This is a genomic window from Sorangium sp. So ce296 (assembly GCF_051529605.1).
Lineage (GTDB): Bacteria > Myxococcota_A > Polyangia > Polyangiales > Polyangiaceae > Sorangium > Sorangium cellulosum_D.
Map to the genome: position 1 here is coordinate 10,314,824 of NZ_CP150325.1, position 17,515 is coordinate 10,332,338.

At 71.0% G+C, this 17,515-nt stretch carries 11 protein-coding genes and 1 pseudogene; 5 read left to right on the top strand and 7 right to left on the bottom strand.

Annotation, left to right across the window (positions count from 1 at the left end):
- Positions 1–172: 172 nt before the first annotated feature.
- A complete protein-coding gene (gene arfB, locus WME98_RS38395) occupies positions 173–601 on the top strand; it encodes an alternative ribosome rescue aminoacyl-tRNA hydrolase ArfB (protein ID WP_061623050.1) in 429 nt (142 codons plus the stop codon).
- 10 nt (positions 602–611) lie between these two features.
- On the opposite strand, the gene WME98_RS38400 is transcribed toward arfB, so the two are convergent.
- Complete coding sequence (locus WME98_RS38400; protein WP_437946685.1) at positions 612–1,568, bottom strand: Uma2 family endonuclease; 957 nt, start codon at positions 1,566–1,568, stop codon at positions 612–614.
- Between the two features lie 70 nt (positions 1,569–1,638).
- A complete protein-coding gene (locus tag WME98_RS38405; protein WP_437946686.1) occupies positions 1,639–2,148 on the bottom strand; it encodes an NUDIX hydrolase in 510 nt (169 codons plus the stop codon).
- Between the two features lie 230 nt (positions 2,149–2,378).
- On the opposite strand from WME98_RS38405, the pseudogene WME98_RS38410 reads away from it, so the two are divergent.
- Positions 2,379–2,537: pseudogene (locus tag WME98_RS38410) on the top strand (AraC family transcriptional regulator ligand-binding domain-containing protein); the annotation flags it as partial.
- A 153-nt stretch (positions 2,538–2,690) separates the two neighbouring features.
- On the opposite strand, the gene WME98_RS38415 reads toward WME98_RS38410, so the two are convergent.
- Positions 2,691–4,076 (bottom strand): lipase family protein, encoded by a 1,386-nt coding sequence (locus tag WME98_RS38415; protein ID WP_437946688.1) that lies wholly within the window; start codon positions 4,074–4,076, stop codon positions 2,691–2,693.
- Between the two features lie 437 nt (positions 4,077–4,513).
- On the opposite strand from WME98_RS38415, the gene WME98_RS38420 reads away from it, so the two are divergent.
- Both WME98_RS38420 and WME98_RS38425 read left to right on the top strand, forming a co-directional pair.
- On the top strand, positions 4,514–5,188 hold the full coding sequence (locus WME98_RS38420; protein WP_437946690.1) for a hypothetical protein: 675 nt from the start codon (positions 4,514–4,516) through the stop codon (positions 5,186–5,188).
- The gene (locus WME98_RS38425; RefSeq protein WP_437946691.1) at positions 5,160–5,327 is read left to right on the top strand and encodes a hypothetical protein; all 168 of its coding nucleotides are present in this window, start codon (positions 5,160–5,162) and stop codon (positions 5,325–5,327) included. Before WME98_RS38420 ends, WME98_RS38425 begins: the two co-directional genes overlap by 29 nt.
- Before the next feature lie 6 nt (positions 5,328–5,333).
- Here WME98_RS38425 and WME98_RS38430 read toward each other — a convergent pair whose 3' ends face one another.
- The 4 genes from WME98_RS38430 to WME98_RS38445 form a co-directional block, all read right to left on the bottom strand.
- Positions 5,334–6,158 carry a hypothetical protein gene (locus WME98_RS38430; protein WP_437946692.1) on the bottom strand — a complete coding sequence of 275 codons (825 nt, stop codon included), beginning with the start codon at positions 6,156–6,158 and terminating at the stop codon, positions 5,334–5,336.
- A 44-nt stretch (positions 6,159–6,202) separates the two neighbouring features.
- The gene (locus tag WME98_RS38435; protein ID WP_437946693.1) at positions 6,203–7,249 is read right to left on the bottom strand and encodes a nicotinamidase; all 1,047 of its coding nucleotides are present in this window, start codon (positions 7,247–7,249) and stop codon (positions 6,203–6,205) included.
- A gap of 57 nt (positions 7,250–7,306) precedes the next feature.
- On the bottom strand, positions 7,307–9,223 hold the full coding sequence (locus WME98_RS38440; RefSeq protein WP_437946694.1) for a hypothetical protein: 1,917 nt from the start codon (positions 9,221–9,223) through the stop codon (positions 7,307–7,309).
- Between the two features lie 75 nt (positions 9,224–9,298).
- Positions 9,299–10,162, bottom strand: a complete 864-nt coding sequence (locus WME98_RS38445; RefSeq protein WP_437946695.1) for a protein phosphatase 2C domain-containing protein — start codon at positions 10,160–10,162, stop codon at positions 9,299–9,301.
- An 833-nt stretch (positions 10,163–10,995) separates the two neighbouring features.
- On the opposite strand from WME98_RS38445, the gene WME98_RS38450 reads away from it, so the two are divergent.
- Positions 10,996–17,514 (top strand): DNRLRE domain-containing protein, encoded by a 6,519-nt coding sequence (locus WME98_RS38450; protein ID WP_437946697.1) that lies wholly within the window; start codon positions 10,996–10,998, stop codon positions 17,512–17,514.
- The last annotated feature ends 1 nt before the right edge of the window (position 17,515 follow it).

Consider the following 17,515-nt stretch of genomic DNA (forward strand, 5'->3'; position numbering starts at 1 on the left):
GCCGACGCTCCGCGGGCAGCCGACGCTCCGCGGGCAGCCGACGCTCTCGCGGCGCGCAGCGACGCTCTCGCCGCCGACAGCCTGCGCTGCGCTCTCGCCGCGGGCCGGCGCGTGCTACGCGTCAGGTGCCCCGCGCGGCGCTCACGCCCGCCGCGGGGAGGAGCGAGCCGCCGTGTCCCACCCCCTCGTCGTCAACGATGCGCTGACCGCCCCGGCCGCGCTCCTCAGCTGGAGCGCCGTGCGCGCGTCGGGGCCCGGCGGCCAGAACGTCAACAAGGTCGCCTCCAAGGTCGAGCTGCGCTTCGACTTCGCCGCGTGGCCGGAGCTCGACGAGGGCGCCAAGGCGCGGCTGCGCGCGCTGGCGCGCGGCCGCCTCGACGCCGAAGGGCGGCTGCTCATCGTGAGCCAGTTGACGCGCGATCAGCAGCGCAACCTGGACGACGCGCGCGAGAAGCTGCGCGCGCTGATCCTGCGCGCGCTCGAGGTGCCGGCGCTGCGGAGGCCGACGCGGCCGACGCGGGCGTCGAAGGCGAGGCGGCTCGACGACAAGCGGCGCACGAGCGAGAAGAAGCTCGTGCGCCGCGGCGGGGGCGCCGACTGACGGCCGACCCTCAGCGCTTGCGCCGGGTGCCCGCGACGACCTCGGCCGCCGTCGCCGCGGTGGCCGCGCGCTTGAGCCATCGGCGCAGCTTGCTCGGGTCGTCGCAGCCGGCGATCGTGCGCGCCACCTTGGCCGGCACGGCGACCCCGCGCGCCTGGAGCACCGTGGTGATGGCATCCTGCGCCATCCGGATCTCGCCGAGCAGCGCGCCGCGCGCCTCTCCGCGCGCCTCGCCGAGCGCCTCGCCGAGCGTCACGCCGCGCGCTTCTCCGCGCGCCTCGCCGAGCGCCACGCCGCGCGCCTCCCCGCGCGCCTCGCCCTCTGCGAGCGCCGCCTCGAGCGCGGGCACGCGCTTCTGGAGCAGCGCGCGGGCCACGGCGTCGTCCGAGGACGCGGCGTCGAGCAACGCCTGGAGCGGCAGCGGGCGCACGAGGCACGGGTCCTCGATGACCGCATCCTTCGGGAGCGTCCGCCAGCCATCGGTCTCGCGCGACCATTCGAGCACCCGGTGCTGCTTCACCAGGATGCAGAACACCCGCCGCACGCCTCGATCGATCAGCCGGCGCGCCTTGCTGGTCGGAACGGCGAGGGCCTGCTTGTCGCTGACCTCGAAGGCCAGCTCCTCCAGCCGCCGGTGGCCCCCCCGGTCGGGCTTCTGCGCGAAGACGCTGGCGTCGGGCGCGTAATCGCTGCCCTCGTCGGCCCGGGTGAGCATGTCGACGGCGCCCCGGTAGCCCGGGGCGACGTGGGCGCCGAGGACATAGGTCAGATCGAAATGCTGCGTCGCGTGCGGCGTGTCGGCCGGGGCGGCGAAGATCTCGGCGCCGTCGAGGTACTCCACCCGCGTCTCGGGCGGGGCCAGCCGGTCGTCGACGTGCGGGCGCGCCCTGGACGAGGGCGCCTTCAGCGTGCGGCCGGACGCGTCTGCGCCGGGAGCGAGGAGGACGTGGTCGTGCCTGCTGCGCATGCGCTCCAGCATAGCCCAGCCGGCGCCCGGCAGGGCTCGCGACGCCCGCGACGCGGGAGGCGGGCGCGGATCAGGCGTTCGCCCTCAGACAGCCCAGCTCGTACAGCCCCATCCACCCGACCTCCGGATCCGTGCAGGCGCCCTCCCTGAGCTGCGCGACGAAATCCTCGATCGGCTTCTCGATCACGTCGATGAACTCGGTCTCGTCGAGCGTCTGCGCCCCCCCGCGCACGCAGTCCACGGCCAGGAACGCGTGGCGCTCGATGGTCGAGTAGGCGCACTCCAGCGGGCGTCCGAGCGGCAGGAGCCGCCCGGCGACATACCCGGTCTCCTCGAGCAGCTCGCGCGCGGCCGCGTCCTCCGGCGTCTCGCCTGGTTCGACGCCGCCGCCGGGGAGCTCGTCGAGGATCCGATCGGGGCCGGGCCTGTACTGGCGCGCCAGGATCACCCGCTCCTCGCGGGAGATGGCGAGGACGCAGACGACCCGCCCCTCCTTCTTGAGCGAGAACGTGCGGATCTGCCCGTCCGGGAGCTCGAAGGTGACGTCCTCGATCCTCCGCCACGGCGAGTGCTGGGTCACGCGCCGCTCCAACGCTCTCCACCGCACGACCGCCATCGGAAACCACCTCGGAGCCCCGCGCGCGCCGGCGCCGCCGCGAGGCGATGAGGGCCGCAGGACGGGCACGGCTACCAGGCGTCACCGCGGACGGCAAGGGGAGGGGAGAGCTTCCGCGCGCCGCCTCGCCCCCGCGCGACGGCGCGCCGCCGTGATGGCGGGCGCAAGATCGGATACGACAGGGGGCGAGCGCCATGGGCCCCACCGGCTGCATCAAGGCCATCCGACTCTGCGTCCTCACCGCGTCGCGCGCCGGCGTCGACCCGCGCGAGGCCCTCGCGGTCGCCGGCGTCGACCCCGCCCTGCTCGAGGATCCCACCGCCCGCGTCCCCCACGACACCGTCGTCCGCGCGTGGACCCGCGTCCCCGAGCTCGCGCGCGACCCGGCGTTCGGCCTGCACGCGGCCGAGCTGCTCGTCGCTCGGCATGAGCGCGCGGACGCTGCAGCGGAGGCTCGGCGACGAGGGCGAGAGCTACACCGCCTGACGGCGCGGAGGCGGGCCCGGTCAGTCGAACTCGGTCACCGAGTCCCTCCGCTGAGACACGCGCAGATAGGTGAGCGGCGAGTGGTCGGCCAGCGAGAAGCGCAGCTTGATCCAGTGGAGGAAAGGCAGCTGCTCGATGACGAAGGCCGCGACCCCGAGCGCGAGGCCCAAGGTGGCGGACCAGGTCTGGTTCACCTTCCCGGCGTGCTCGCCCCAGCCGGACCCGTTGGCGCGCAGCTCCTGGCCGAAATGCGAGAACGCCCCCGTCGAGATCGGCGGGAGCGACGGCACCACGTCCACCCCGTAGACATGACGGAACAGCTTGTCCCCGAAGCACCGGCCGAGCTTGTCGGCGAACACCTTGTTGCCGACCATCGGCTGCCCGAAGGTGTAGACGCCGCGCAGGCTCCCCTGCAGCGCCTGGAGGTCTTCCACCGCGTCTTCCGGAGCCTCGTTGGCCATGAAGAGCTGCGACGCGGCGAGGACCGCCAGCGCGCCGCCCAGGCTGTGGCCGGTGATGTAGAGCGCCTTCAGCTCGGGCTTCTCCGCGCGCTTCGGCCCGGCCTCGCGCGCGCGCAGATGTCCAGCCGCCGCGTGGGGCGCCAGGGCCGCCGACGGCGCGGACGAGGTGCTCTCGTCACACCCGGGCGTCGCGGGGGCGTCCTCCGGCCGCCCTCTGCCGGCGCTCTCCGGAGCGACCTTGTCCAGCAGCCGCTCCCTGGCGTCCTGCACGATGAGCTTCTTGACCGCGCGCACCTCCTCGAGGACCTTGTCGAGCCGCGCCTCGTCGACGCTGCGCACGAGCCCGTCGAGCGTCACCGAGCGGACGGCGGTCCTCTCGATCTCCCGCGAGAGCTCGTCGTCGACGCGGCGCCCGTGGAGCGCGCCCCTCAGCATCACCAGGAGGGGTGACCACACGGCCCGGGCGGCCCGGTAGAAGCCGCCATGCACCGTCCCCGCCGCGTGGAACGGCTCCGGCTTCACGGCCGCGTCCGTCAGCCAGGTGATCACGTTCCTCAGCCTCGTCCCGCGGAAGCAGAGGATCGCCAGCTGTTTGCACGGGCTCTGGACGAGGTATGCGCTCGTGTCGACGAAGAGCTCCTCGTTGGTGAGCGAGACCTCGACGCACGTCGCCCCCTGGAGGCCCCGGCGGCCCATGATCCTGGTGAAGGTGTCGATATCCGAGTACGCCCACGCCGACGCGGTGGCGAGGAGCTGCGCCGCCCGGCTGTCGTACTCCCCCGGCCTGCTCTTGAGCAGGTGCTCGACGATCCCGCGGGCGCTCGGCGCCTCCTGACCGTCGAGCATCGTCTGTTCTCCGGCGCTGCCCCGCGTCGCGGTGATGACCCGGGGTCGTCGAGGGACCGCGAACGGCCCATCGCTGCTGTCCGCGCGGTCGGCGCTCACCGTCTCTGCGCGTCCAAGCTCGCGATCGATCTCGGGATTATCACGGTTCGTACAAGCGACCTGAAACCTCATGGCCACCCCCCATCTCTCCTGTCGATTGCCGGCTGTCGCGGCGAAGGCGCACGTCGTCGCCCGTTTGCGCGATCGAGGCCCTCTGTCGATCCGCGCTCCGCGATCTGCGAGGCACGAGCGCGGCCCAGCAGCGGCGGAGAAGCGACGCCCACCGTACCACGGCCGCCCCGCGCGCGGTGAGTCGCGATCTGGCTACGGCACCACGCTCTCGGGCGCGTACTCCCGGGACAGAACAACGGGACAGCGGCGTGGACAGAGGCCCTCGAGGCGCCGCTGCCCGCGAGCCGCCCTGGCGGCGCGCCCGGTCAACACATTGGCGCCGCCGGTCAAGGACGGGGCGCGCGCTCGTCCTCATCCTCTCCGGCATGACCTACCTCATTCCGAGCCAAGAGCAGGCGCACGCGGGTCTGCGTGCCATCAAGGGCGTCCTCACCTCGGCCGGTCCCCTCGACGGGCCGCGGCGCGACGCGATCGCCGCGGTGCAGCGGCACCTCCTCCACACGGCGCACGACATCGACGCGCTCGCCCCGATCGCGCCCGAGGCGCTCGCGGCCGCCGTCCGCGAGCCCGCGCTCCGCGAGCAGCTCGTGAGCGGCCTCTGCGCGATGACCCTGTGCGGCGAGCGCATCGACGAGCGCGAGCTGCTCGAGGTCGAGCGCTTCGCCGCGGCGCTCGGGGCGCGCCCGCCCGCGGTCCGCCAGCTCCAGCGCCTCTACGAGCGGCGGCTGCTCCTCCTGCGCATCGACATCAGCCGCAACGCGCTGCTCGGCAAGAGCGTGCGGCGCATGCTCGACGAGGGCGGCGCATCCGGGCTCGCCAGGAACCTCGCGAGCTTCCCACGATCTCAGCCACATCATCGCCGGCTACGGCACCGACCTCCGCAGCGAGGCGCTGACGATCGCCTTCCAGGCGGGGTATCGCCGCGAGAACCCGTTCGGCATCCTCGTGTTCCTGCTGGTCCAGCTCCAGCAAGGGATAAAGCTCACGGTGCTCGCGCCGTCGCAGCAGGGGATGCTGGCGACGCCGGGGCTCGCCGATGATCTCGTGCGCTCGTTCGTTCGAGGCACGAAGATGAACATCGACCTGATGGATGACTGGGATTTCTGGTCGGTCATGGACGTGGACGTCGAGGAGCTGCGCCGCCGTTACGGCGTCCTTCCCTGGGCGGCCGCGGCCTGACGCGGCTCACGCGCCGAAGCCGCCGGCGGCCGTCTTCGAGAACGACGCGCCGCCCTGGCTGGCGCGCACCGCCGACTGCGAGAACAGCGCGAACGCCTTGCGGATGTCGGCCGCGTCGCTCTTCGGCGTCAGGATCCAGCGGTCCTCGATCCCCATGTCGCGGAAGGCGGCGCGGAAGTCGGTGTTCTTGTCGTCGATGCCGATCGCCGCCACGATGTGGGCCTCGGCGCGGCGCATGTCGCGGACGAGCGCGCACACGTCCTTGGCCTTGGCCCACGTCGATCCCGCGTCGGCGCCGTCCGAGATGATCAGCGTGACCGTGCGCGCCGGGACGCCGCTCAGCGCGAACTCCTGCGCCTTCGCGATCACCGTTCCCAGGAGCACCACCGTCTGGTCGTAGAGCGGCGTGCCGAGCGCGGGGTCGTAGTTCTTCATGTCCATCTTCACCGCCTGGGCGATCGGGCAATACGGATACAGCACGGTCCCGTTCAGGTAGCGGTTGTGCGCGAGGATGGAGTCGCGCTGCTTCGAGTCGGCGAGGGCGCTCACCACCAGGTTGTGCCCGTCCCGCACCGCCCGGGCGTTGCCGGCGAACTTGATGGATCCCGAGTCGTCGGGCATCACGGTGACGAGCACCACCTCCGACGACGTCACGTCGTCCACCTGCACGCCGAAGCCCGCCTGGATCTGGGCGCCCAGGTCCGTGATGTGCAGCGCCTGCATCGCCTCGGGCGAGAGCGCGCCCTCGTCCCGCGCGGCCTCGAACAGCTGCTCGATGTCGAGCGAGCCACCGCCATTCATCGTCTTACCGTCGTCTTTGCTCATGATCATCGCCTCTCTCCTCTTCTTCGCTTCACCGCGCGGTCAGCGCTGCGCTAGGCGAGCCAGCGCGCGATCGGGTCGGTGCTCTTCACGAGGTTCATCCCGGCGGCGGCGAACCGGCTCAGCGCCTTGTCCGCCTCGGCCGTGAAGTCGGCGACGAACCCCCCCTTGCCGTCGGGCACCGTGACCGGCGACATGCAGTCCGTCATCACGTAGATCTTCTTCGCGAGCGCGCGATCGGTGAGCGCGATCTCGGTCAGGATGTCCTCGATCGAGCTGCGCACGCAGTGGCTCGCCGCCTGGCCGGCGATGAGCACCGCGTCCGCGTGGAGCAGCGTCTTCAGGAACGCCGTGCTCCGCTGCGCCAGCGGCTGGCCGTCGTGGCGCGTCAGGACCTCGGGCTGCATCACCGAGTAGTTCTCGGTGAGCGGGTTGCCGCCCTTGACCTCCACCCACGACTGCACCCCGCGCGCGAAGGCGTGGAACATCCGCGCCTCGTGCACGACGCCGGCGAGCGCGTGGCCGTCGCTGCCGAGGATGCAGTGCGGCGGCCACAGGTACAGCTTGTATTTGCCCGCCTTCTCGAGCTCCTCGCAGTAGTACCGGACCTGCTTCATCAGCCACGGATAGCTCCCGCCGCAGAGCCACCGCGCCACGGCCGGGTTCGGCCGCACCTCCCCCGCGTCGATCTGCGCCGTCGTGATCTCGCGGTGCGCCGAGAGCGGCCGGTCCTCGCGATCCACCCAGAAGGCCGGGAAGAAGATCTGGTACGCAAAGTGGGTATCCATCGTGACCGTGACGTTCGTGATGGACGCGAGGTTCTTGTAGATGAACTCGGCGATGCGGCGGCTGTCGTCGACCGCGCCCGTGCCGCTCCTGCCGGCGACGTAGAGCGACCCCTGCGGGAAGCAGAAGTCCTTCTGCACGTCGATGAGCAGGAGGTGCACGTTCCGCGCGTCCGCGGCCGACGGTTTGACGCCGTGCGCCTTCCGCCACGCGGCGGCGGCGCCGTGGAGCGCCGTCTCGTCGGGGTGGTAACCCCACCGCTCGGCGTTCCTCGGATCGTAGAAGGCGGGCAGCGGGAGCTCTGTCGTTGTCATGGTCTCTCTCTCCTCTCGTGCGGCCCGCGGAGGCGGGCCGATCAGGTCAGCGTTGGTTTACGCAATACGAAGCAAAGTGATCGCCTGGGCGTCGACGACGAACAGGCCCTCTGGCCCGACGAGCAGCCGGGAAGACTGGGTGACGAACGGCTCGGTGCCGGGGAACTGCCGCGTCTCCACGAGCGCCCCCCCGCGGACCTCGACGCGGACGACGCCGCCGTCGGTCGCCGAGAGCAGGAAGCCGGACGCCGCGCACTTGCCCGTGAGCGCCCCGAGCCACGAGCCGCCGCCCCCCTCGCCGTCGGCGACGGCCTCGACCGCGCCGTCCTCGCCCACGACGATGCACCGATGCACCGTCCGGCCGGCCAGCTCGGCCGCGAGGAAGAGCCACGCGCGCCCGCGGCCGGCGCGCGGCGCCGCCCCGTCGAACACGCAGGTGGCCGAGGTGAGCTTGCCGCCGGGGAAAGGCAGCTTGACCGTGTCCTTGAGGCCCGGCCGCTCGGCGTCGAAGACGAACGCGATCGAGACGTTCCCGGCCCGGTAGAAGCCGAGCCCGAAGCGGGGACCGACCCAGAACACCGTTTGCCCGGCGAGGACATCGCCCATCGCGACGGCGCCCGCCTCGCCCGAGAGGGCGGCGGCGCCGGGCCTGCCGCTGCGCAGGAGCTTGCCGCCACGGGTCCAGTAGCGGGCGCGCTCGTTGACGCCGAACGCGGGGCTCGTCCCCAGGCAGTCCACCTGGATCCGCTCGGGCGGCGCTCCCGGCGAGAGCACCACGAGCTCGCCGGCGCGGCCGATCAGCGTCACCCGCCCTTGCACCGCGAACCGCATCGCGGGGTGGGGCGCGCCGGACAGGACGACCGACCCGTCCTCCCGCAGGAACCGCCCGCCCTCGTGCACGAGATAAGCGAGCCCGCCCGGCCCGGCGGACGCGGCGAGGATCACCCCGCGCGTGCTCAGGAGCCGCGTCGCGAGCACCTCGCCGTGGACCACCGTCGACGCCTTGACGGCGGCCGGCGCCGCGCCCGCGCAGGTCGGACAGGCAGGGCGCGCGTGCTCGACGCCGCACGACGCGCACCGCTTCCACGCGAGCCCCTCGAGCAGCCGGCGCGGGAAGACGCCGCGCTCATCCTTGACGAAGACGCGGTACAGCGCGTCGAGGAGATCGTCGGGCAGCACGCGGTAGGGGATCGCCGGCTTCGGATACCGCACCTCGCGGTCGAACACGGTGATGCGGCGGAGCGGCCTCGCGCACTCGGGCACGCGCGCCGCCGCGGACCGCGGCCGGAAGACGCCGCCATACGGCCCGACGCAGAGCAGGCTCTGCATGACCATCACGGCGAACGCGTACCAGTCGGAGTCCGGCGAATAAGGCCTCCCCAGCGCCGGCCGGGGCAGGGAAGGGTCGCAGAGCAGCGGATCGACGAAGCGCTCGGTGAACACCTGGCACAGGAATGGGCCGAACTGGAAGCTGTCGGCGTCGATGACGAACGCCTCGCCGCCGGCGACGAGGACGTTGAGATCGTTGAAGTCGCCGATCACCACGCCCCGGCCGTGGATCGCCTCCACGGTCCGGTGGAGCCCCGCGAGCACCTCGGAGACCGCGGCCGACGAGAGCCCGCCGTGGCGCATCGACGGCTCGCCGTACCGCAGGAGCGGCTCGGCGCCCCGCACGAGGCGCATGGCGTAGCCCACGATGCGCTTCTTCGATCTGTCGGTCGCGAGCTCGGCGGGCGCGATCACCTGGGCGGGCAGCGCGCCGGGGAAGGCGCGCAGCTTGTCCTGGTGGCGCTCGATGCGGTCCTGCGCGGCCCGCTGCTCGGCGTCCTGTCCGGCGTAATCCGGGTGATCGGGCGTCTTCCAGACCTTGAGCGCGCGGCCGTCGCCGAGGTCGAACACGTCCGCCTCTCCGCCCTTGCCGATCGAGGCCCGAGGGTCGAGCCGAACCCGCTTTGCACCGAGATAAACGTCCACCTTCGCCTCCTCCGGGCGCCCCGAGAGCCTCGTTGTCCACGCCGCGATCCGCGCGATCCCGCGCAGGGCCGCGGGTCAATCGCGCGCGCCCTGCGCCCTCCGCACGACGACGAGCGTCGTGTCGTCGCGCAGCAGCCCGCCCTCGCGCTCCATCCGCTCTTCCTTCCACACCGGCCGCGTCACCGCGCGGTTGATGAGCGCGAGCCGCCGCCTCACCGCGTCCGGGTTGGCGAACATGCGATCGTCCTCCCAGAACCTGGAGAGCGGGCCGACCGCGCCGCCGCCGCCCGGGATCTGCCGGGACGACGACTCCAGGAGATCGAGCGCGCCGTCCGTGCCGAGCAGGGCAGTCCGGAGGGCGCTCGATGGGAAGGCGCGGTGCACGGTGAAGCGCGGCGCCTCGCCGCCCGGAGGGCGCTCGAGCAAACCGTACGCGAGGTACGGGGGCTCGTTCCGCGGGAAAGGGCCGAGCCGCAGGAGCTCGTCGCCGAGGGCGATCAGGCCGTCGCCGAGGGAGAACGCGCACGCCCTGTCCCCGGAGACGGCGAGGCCGACCACGGTGAAGAGGAAGTAGGTCGACACGACCTCGGCGAGGCTCCCGCCCATGCCGGCCGCCATCGCCCGGAGCGGCGCGAGCGCCCCGCGCCGCACCTCTTCCCAGGTCTCCGGCGACTCGACATCTGCGCCCCGCCGGAGCGCGCCGAGCACCTGCTCGGTCACGAGCCGCGCCCCGAGCGCGGCGCCGACCTCGCTGCGCGCGCCGCTGCCGCAGCCGTCGCAGACCACCGCGGCCAGACAGCCGCCCTCGGCCCGGAAGGCAAAGGCATCCTGGTTGGGCCGCCCCACCGCGAGGTGGTCCGTCCCGGTCACCGTGCCGCCGGCGACCTCGAGGCGTGGTCCCGCCCCCAGGTCGGCAGAGAAAGCGGCCTCGCGAGACATGAACATCCCTTCTGCGCCCGGCGAGGGCGCGCTGAGAGCCCGAGAGCGAGCAGCGCTTCCGGGCGCGCGGCTGCGGAGATCCGCTCGCGATCGAAGTCGAGCGCCGGCGTGTCGCCCGCGGCTCCGCAGGCGCCGGCCGGGGGCTCCGGCTCTTCGTGTGACTGGTACACGAAGCATAGTGTCCTGTGTACACTATGTCAACCCCAGGCACGCCAGCCTGATCGCTTCGCGGTCGTGTGGGGTCAGGGCATGGAAGGGCGCGCGACCGTCGCTCCGCCCGGCGCTGGCACGCACGCACGCACGCACGCTGGCACGCACGCTGGCACGCACGCACGCACGTGGACTTTTGCCGTGCTAACGGTCATCTGCTGAGAGCGTTCTCGGAACGAGGGACGATCGAGCGCCGCCGATGCCGAGCGAGGGAAGGGACGTCGCCTGGTACGTGGGTTGCCTGGTCGCGCGCCGAATGTTCTCAGGCGCTCGTGTGCCCTCGCGCGTCAATGCGGCTAGGCGTGATTGACCGGGGCGACTGCGGGCGCGAGGCGAGGCCGGCGCGCATGTTACGTTCCTGTGACGTATGCGCTCCGGACTGCGGAGGTGCAATGACGGTTGAACGTGCAGCCAGATTGCTCACGAGACGACATCGACGAGCACTCCTTCAAGCGCTCGAGATCTTCGAGCCGCGGAGCAGGCATCGGCGAAGGTACCTTGTTCTCGCGAGCGGCGTCCTCCTGAGCGCCATCGCATTCGGCGCCGGCTGCGGCTCGGGCTCGCCGAACGAGGAGCTCCACGGCACGGCAAAGCTCGCGGCGGGCGCGGAGGACCCGACCTGCGTGACGATACAGCGCGGGACGGCCGGCGCGGTGGAGGACGCGACCATCTGGGAGACCTTCCCGACCTGGAGCGACTCGACCGTGCTCCTCCGCACGGGCACCCTGGCCGAGTTCGGCGTGCGGCACGCCGTCCTCCGCTTCGATCTCTCGCCGGTGCCCGCCGGGGCGAACGTCGTCTCCGCGACGCTGCGGCTCGAGCAGATCTTCCGGGACACCACGAGCTCGAGCACCATCAACCTCCACCGGATCCTCTCGCCGTGGACCGAGTCGACGGTGACCTGGCAGAGCCTCGGCAACGGGAGCGCCTTCGACCCGGCGATCGCGGCGTCGTTCCAGTCGCTGCCCGGCGTCGGGATCCGCTCGGCCGACCTGACCTCGCTCACCGCGGCGTGGCTCGCGGGCACCGTGCCGAACAACGGCGTGCTCCTGGAGGAGGCGCCGGTCCTCACCACGAGCTTCCCGAGCAGCGAGGAGCCGACGGTCAGCAGGCGGCCGAGCCTCGAGGTCTGTTACACGACCGAGTCGACCTGCACCGGTACGCTCGACGACGGCGATGCGTGCACGACCGATACGTGCGATCCGGTGCTGGGCATCGTGCATACGCCCATCTCGACCGACGACAGCGACCCGAGCACGATCGACACGTGTGACCCGGCCACCGGCGCGGTGACGCACGTGGCCTGTCCGGCGCTGGATCCGACCGTGGCCACCCGGCTCATCGACGCCGTGGGGTGCATCTACCAGGGGCCGAGCGCGCCGCAGACGGGCGTGACCGCGACGTTCGAGCCGGGCACGGTCGCGGTCGTCAGGGGCAAGGTCGCGACGAGGGCGGGTGTCCCGATCTCGGGCGTAGAGGTGAGCGTGCTGGGGCACGACGTGGAGGACGCCGAGAGCTTCGGTCGGGTGCTCACGCGCGCCGACGGGGCGTTCGAGCTGGTCGTGCGCGGCGGCAAGCCGCTCACGATCAGCTATGAGAAGACCGGATACCTGCCGTCCCAGCGGCAAGTGGCCACCTCCTGGCAACGCTGGTCCGACGCGCCCGACGTGGTGCTGATCGAGCGCGATCCGGTGGTGACGCCCGTCGAGCTGGGCAGCGCGACGGAGATCCAGGTGGCGCGGGGGAGCGTGCAGACCGACGAGAGCGGCACGCGCCAGGCCACGTTGCTGTTCCCCCCCGGCACCTCGGGGACGATGACCGTGCCGGACCCGAACGGCCCGCCGGGGGCAACGACGACCGTGGCGTTGCCGGCCGAGGTGCACGTGCGCGCCACCGAGTACACCGTCGGCCCGAACGGCCCCGAGGCCATGCCGGGTACGCTGCCACCGGCCAGCGCGTACACCTATGCGGTGGAGCTCGGGCTCGACGAGGCGGTCGCCGCCGGGGCGACGAACGTCGAGTTCACGCAGCCCGTCCCGTTCTACGTCGAGAACTTCCTGAACTTCCCTGTCGGGATGGCCGTCCCGCTCGGCTACTACGATGCGCAACAGGGGATATGGGTGCCGTCGGACGACGGGCGCGTCATCCAGATCCTCGACGTGAGCGGCGGCGTGGCGTCGCTGGACACCGACGGCGACAACGCGGAGGACGATCCGAGCGCGCTCGACGACCTGGGCATCACCGCCGAGGAGCTCGAGCAGCTCGGCGGCTTGTACACGGCGGGGACGAGCCTCTGGCGCGTCCAGGTGACGCACTTCACCCCGTGGGACTGCAACTGGCCGTTCGGGCCGCCGGAAGACGCGGTCCCGCCCCCCGCCGGCTCCGGTGTGGCGACCGGCCTTCCGGACAAGACCTGCAATGCGACCGGCTCGATCATCGAGTGCGAGAGCCAGGTCCTCGGCGAGCGGCTGCCCGTGAGCGGCACGGCGTTCAGCCTGCATTACCAGAGCGACCGGACGCCGGGGCGAAGGGACCAGTTCCGCCTCCCGATCCCGCTGACCAAGGAGACGGTCCACTCGAAGATCCGGCGCATCGGCGTCGCCGTGAACATCGCCGGGCGTAGCTTCGGGTACGCCCAGTCGTGCCCCTGCCTGCCGAACCAGGAGTATGTCTTCGAGTGGGACGGTAAGGACGCTCTCGGCCGTGACGTCGTTGGGAAGCAGCCGGCCGTGGTGGACGTCGGCTACACGTACGAGGGAGAGTACAAGAAGCCGATGAGCAACGCCACGATCGGCTCGGGATCGGGGAGGTCGTTCGGCCGCCTGGGCGGCAGCGGGATCACGGGGAACAGGACGCGGCAGGAGATCACGCTACACCGGAAGTGGGAGACCACGATGGGCGCCTGGCACAACGGCTCCGACGCGCTCGGCGGGCTGAGCCTCAGCGAGCACCATGCGTACGATCCCGTCACCTCGATCCTCTATCGAGGCGACGGCGCGCGGCGCACCGGTCGCGACTTGCCGAGCAGCCTCCGCCGAGTGGCGGGCGAGATCTCCTCGAGCAGCGCCGCCGACGCGGACGGCATCAGCGCCGCGGCCGCCTACATCGGCGTTCCCTACGGCGTCGCGGCTGGGCCCGACGGCAGCGTGTATTTCCCCGACCCAGACACTCTGCGCCTCCGGAAGATCGGCCCCGACGGGATCATCAGCACCGTCGCCGGCGTCTACAACCAGTACGGATACAACGGGGATAATCGGCCTGCCACGAGCGCGCTCCTGGGGAACCCGAGGCTCACTACGGTGGGGCCTGACGGAAGCGTCTATTTCAGGGACTTCTGCCGCATCCGGCGCATCACACCGGACGGTATGATCTCGACCGTCGCCGGGAATGGCAGCTGCGGTATCTTTACCATGCCCAACAACGTGCCCGCGACCTCCGTCCCGCTGGGCGATAACGTCGAATCCATCTCGGTCGCGCCGGATGGCACCCTGTACTTGGCCATGCGCACGCGTGTCCGGATGGTGACCCCCGACGGGATCATCAACACGGTGGCGGGTACAGGACAGGCAGGCTATTCCGCCGATGGTGTCCGGGCCACCGAGGCTCAATTCGCGTGGCTCACCGCCGTGGCCGCCGCCCCCGACGGCGGCTTCTACCTCGCCGAGTCCGGCGGTGCGACCGGTTCTGCTGGCAACTTCATCCGGCGCGTCGACCTCAACGGAGTCCTCAGCACGGTCGGAGGGGTCCCCGGCAGTTTCACGGCGCAGACGGGCGACGGGGAACCGGCGACGTCCGCGTTCCTCGGGTCGCCGCAGGCGCTCGCGCTCGGAACCGACGGCAGCCTCTACTTCACGACCCAGCGTCTCGGGACCTCCGACAACCCCACGGTGCGTCGCATCTCGCCAGACGGCATCATCACCACGATCGCAGGCAACCGTACCTATCTGACGGGGTGCACGTCGATGCATTGCGGGATCGACGGGCCGGCGACGAGGGCCTGGCTCATCCGGCCGCAGGGCCTCGCCGTCACGCCGGGCGGGGAGATCCTCATCGCCGACGGGAACGCGGCGTCCAACTCGCTCATCCTCCGTGTGAAGGCGCCCTTCCCGGGCGTGGCTCCCGGCAACATCACGGTGCCGAGCGAGGACGGCACGGAATACTACGTGTTCGACGAGCGGGGGCGCCACCTCGCAACGAAGGACGCGCTGCTCGGGGTCACGCGCTACCAGTTCGGCTACGACCCCGAAGGCCGACTGACGACGGTCACCGACGTGGACGGCCAGGTGACGACGATCCAGCGCAACGCGAACGGCGTCGCGACGGCGCTCGTCGCGCCCACCTTGCAGACCACATCGCTCGCGATGAGCGCGGAGGGCTACCTCTGGACGCTGACGAACCCCGCGAACGAGACGACGACGCTGGAGTACTACCCGGGCACGGGCCTCCTCATGTCAATGCTCGAGCCGCTCGGACGCCTGCACGAGTTCGAGTACGACGAGGGGCGGCTCATCAGGGACGATGATCCGGCGGACGGCTTCAAGACGCTCAGCCGGACGGACACCAGCTCGGGCTACTCGGTCACGCTCACCACGGCGGAGGGCCGGACGCGCACGCACGCGATCGAGAAGCTCGCCGCCGGCGGCGAGCGGCGCACGCATACCGGATGGAACGGTCTCTCGACCATCGTGCAGACCGACGCGAGCGGATCGAGGACGGTCACGACGCCGGACGGCATGGTGGTCTCCACGGAGCTGACGGGCGATCCGCGCTTCGGCCTGCAGTCGCCCATCCTCAGCAAGGAGACCTACACCACGCCACTCGGGAGGCAGATGCAGATCACCCGAGCGCGATCGGTGCTCCCGCCCAACGATCTCGACATCACCTCGCTCACCGAGACCGTGACCGTCAACAACAAGACGTTCACGAGCGTGTTCAGCAAGGCCTCGAGCACCCTCGTCTCCACGATGCCGAGCGGGCGGCAGCTCACGACGACCCTGAACCCAGAGGGGCGGGTGGCCGAGATCGCGATCCCGGGCATCCTTCCCGTCGAGGTGACGTATCATCCTGACGGCCAGCTCCACACGCTCGCTCAGGGATCCAGGACGTGGACGTACACCTACGAAGACAACGGCTGGCTCACCACGATGACCCATCCGCTGAACGGCACCACATCCATGGTGCACGATCCGGTCGGCCGGGTCACGCAGGTGACGAGGCCGGACGATGAGATCTTCGGGATGGGCTACCACGCCGGCGGGCTCCTTCACACCGTGACGCCGCCGGACCGGCCGGCGCACTCGATCGATTTCACGCCGACCGGCCTGTTGGAGGAGTACCTGGCGCCGGAGGTTGGAGGCGTCGCCCGGACGACGTCGTGGTCTTATGATCGGGATCGCCTGCTCACCAGCTCGACACGGCCGGGCGAGCCCGCCATCGTGTACACGCCGGATCCGGTCACCGGCCGACCCGGGCTCGTGACCCTGCCGCTCGGGATGGGCACCATCCAGTACGGCTATCACCCCACGACGGGCAACCTCCAGAGCGTCACCGGTCCCTCCGGGATCTCGCTCGCGGTCGGCTACGACGGCGCGCTCCCGACCAGCCGGACGTGGACGGTCACCGGGTCCGGGGCCGGCGTGGGATCGGTGCAGTGGACCTACAACAACGACTTCCGCATCGTCAGCGAGACGGTCAGCGGCGGAGCGGCGACGGCCTTCGGCTACGACGCCGACGGCGTCGTCAACCAAGCCGGCGGCCTCACGCTGAGCCGGCACCCGCAGAGCGGGCAGTACACGGGGAGCAGCATCGGCGTCGTCAGCGACACCGTCACCCCCGACGCCTACGGCGGCGTGCAAACGTACGTCGCGCAGGCGGGCGGGTCGACGGTGTACGAGGTGAGCGTTACCCCGGACGCGCTGGGGCGTATCGATCAGCGGACGGAGACCATCCTGGGAGAGACGCACTCGTACGACTATGAGTACGACCTCACCGGCCGGCTGACCGACGTGGTTCGAGACGGCGCGCTCGTGGCGCACTACGACTACGATGCGAACGGGAACCGCCTCGTGCGCACGTCACCGGCAGGGACGGAGGGCGGCACCTACGACGATCAGGACCGGCTCCTGACGTACGGGACCAAGACCTACGTGACCAGCCCGGCGGGCGACCGGACGAGCGTGACCGACACGGCCACGGGCGAGACGACGACCTTCACGTACGACGCCCTCGGCGCCCTGCGGCACGTCGGGCTGCCGGACGCCACGTCGATCGACTATCTGGTGGACGGCGAGGGTCATCGCATCTGGAAGCAGCGGAACGGGGTCAAGGTCCAGGGCTTCCTGTACCGGAGCGCGCTCCAGCCGGCGGCGGAGCTCGACGGCGCGGGCAACGTGGTGGCGCGCTTCGTCTACGGGCGAGGGCAGAACGTGCCGGACCTGATGACCAAAGGCGGCGCGACGTACCGGATCTTCACGGATCACGTCGGCAGCCCGCGGCTCGTGGTGAACTCCGCGACCGGCGCTGTGGCACAGCGAATGGACTTCGACGAGTTCGGTCGCGTGCTGCTCGACACGAACCCGGGCTTCACGCCCTTCGGCTTCGCCGGTGGGCTGTACGATCCAGAGACGAAGCTCGTGCGCTTCGGGGTCCGGGACTACGATCCGGCGGCGGGAAGGTGGGCGAGCAAGGATCCGATCCTGTTCGCTGGGCGCAGCTTGAATCTCTACGCTTATGTCGGGAATGATCCGATCAACCGGACCGACCCTGCAGGGTTGTTCGACTCGGGAAGCTGGCTTGGCGAAGCGCTCGCGGTGCTCAATTTCTGGTCGATGTGGAACGACACGAGCGTAAGCTGGCGGTGGAATGGAGGGGATCCCATCGTTCTCGTGGAGAATGCGAAATATATCAACGGCAACGATGGTCTGACGCTCGGGCATTTCGTGTTCTTACAGAGGGACGCCGAGACGGACCCCGAGACATATCAACATGAGCTTGCGCACGTGAAACAGCACGACATCCTCGGGCCCGCGTATCTGCCCCTGCATATTCTTGCACAGGCGTATTCGTTGATGACGACGGGTAGCTATAAGAAGGCGAACCCGCTGGAGCACGGCCCTCGCAAAAAACCGCCGTGCGCGTTCTAGG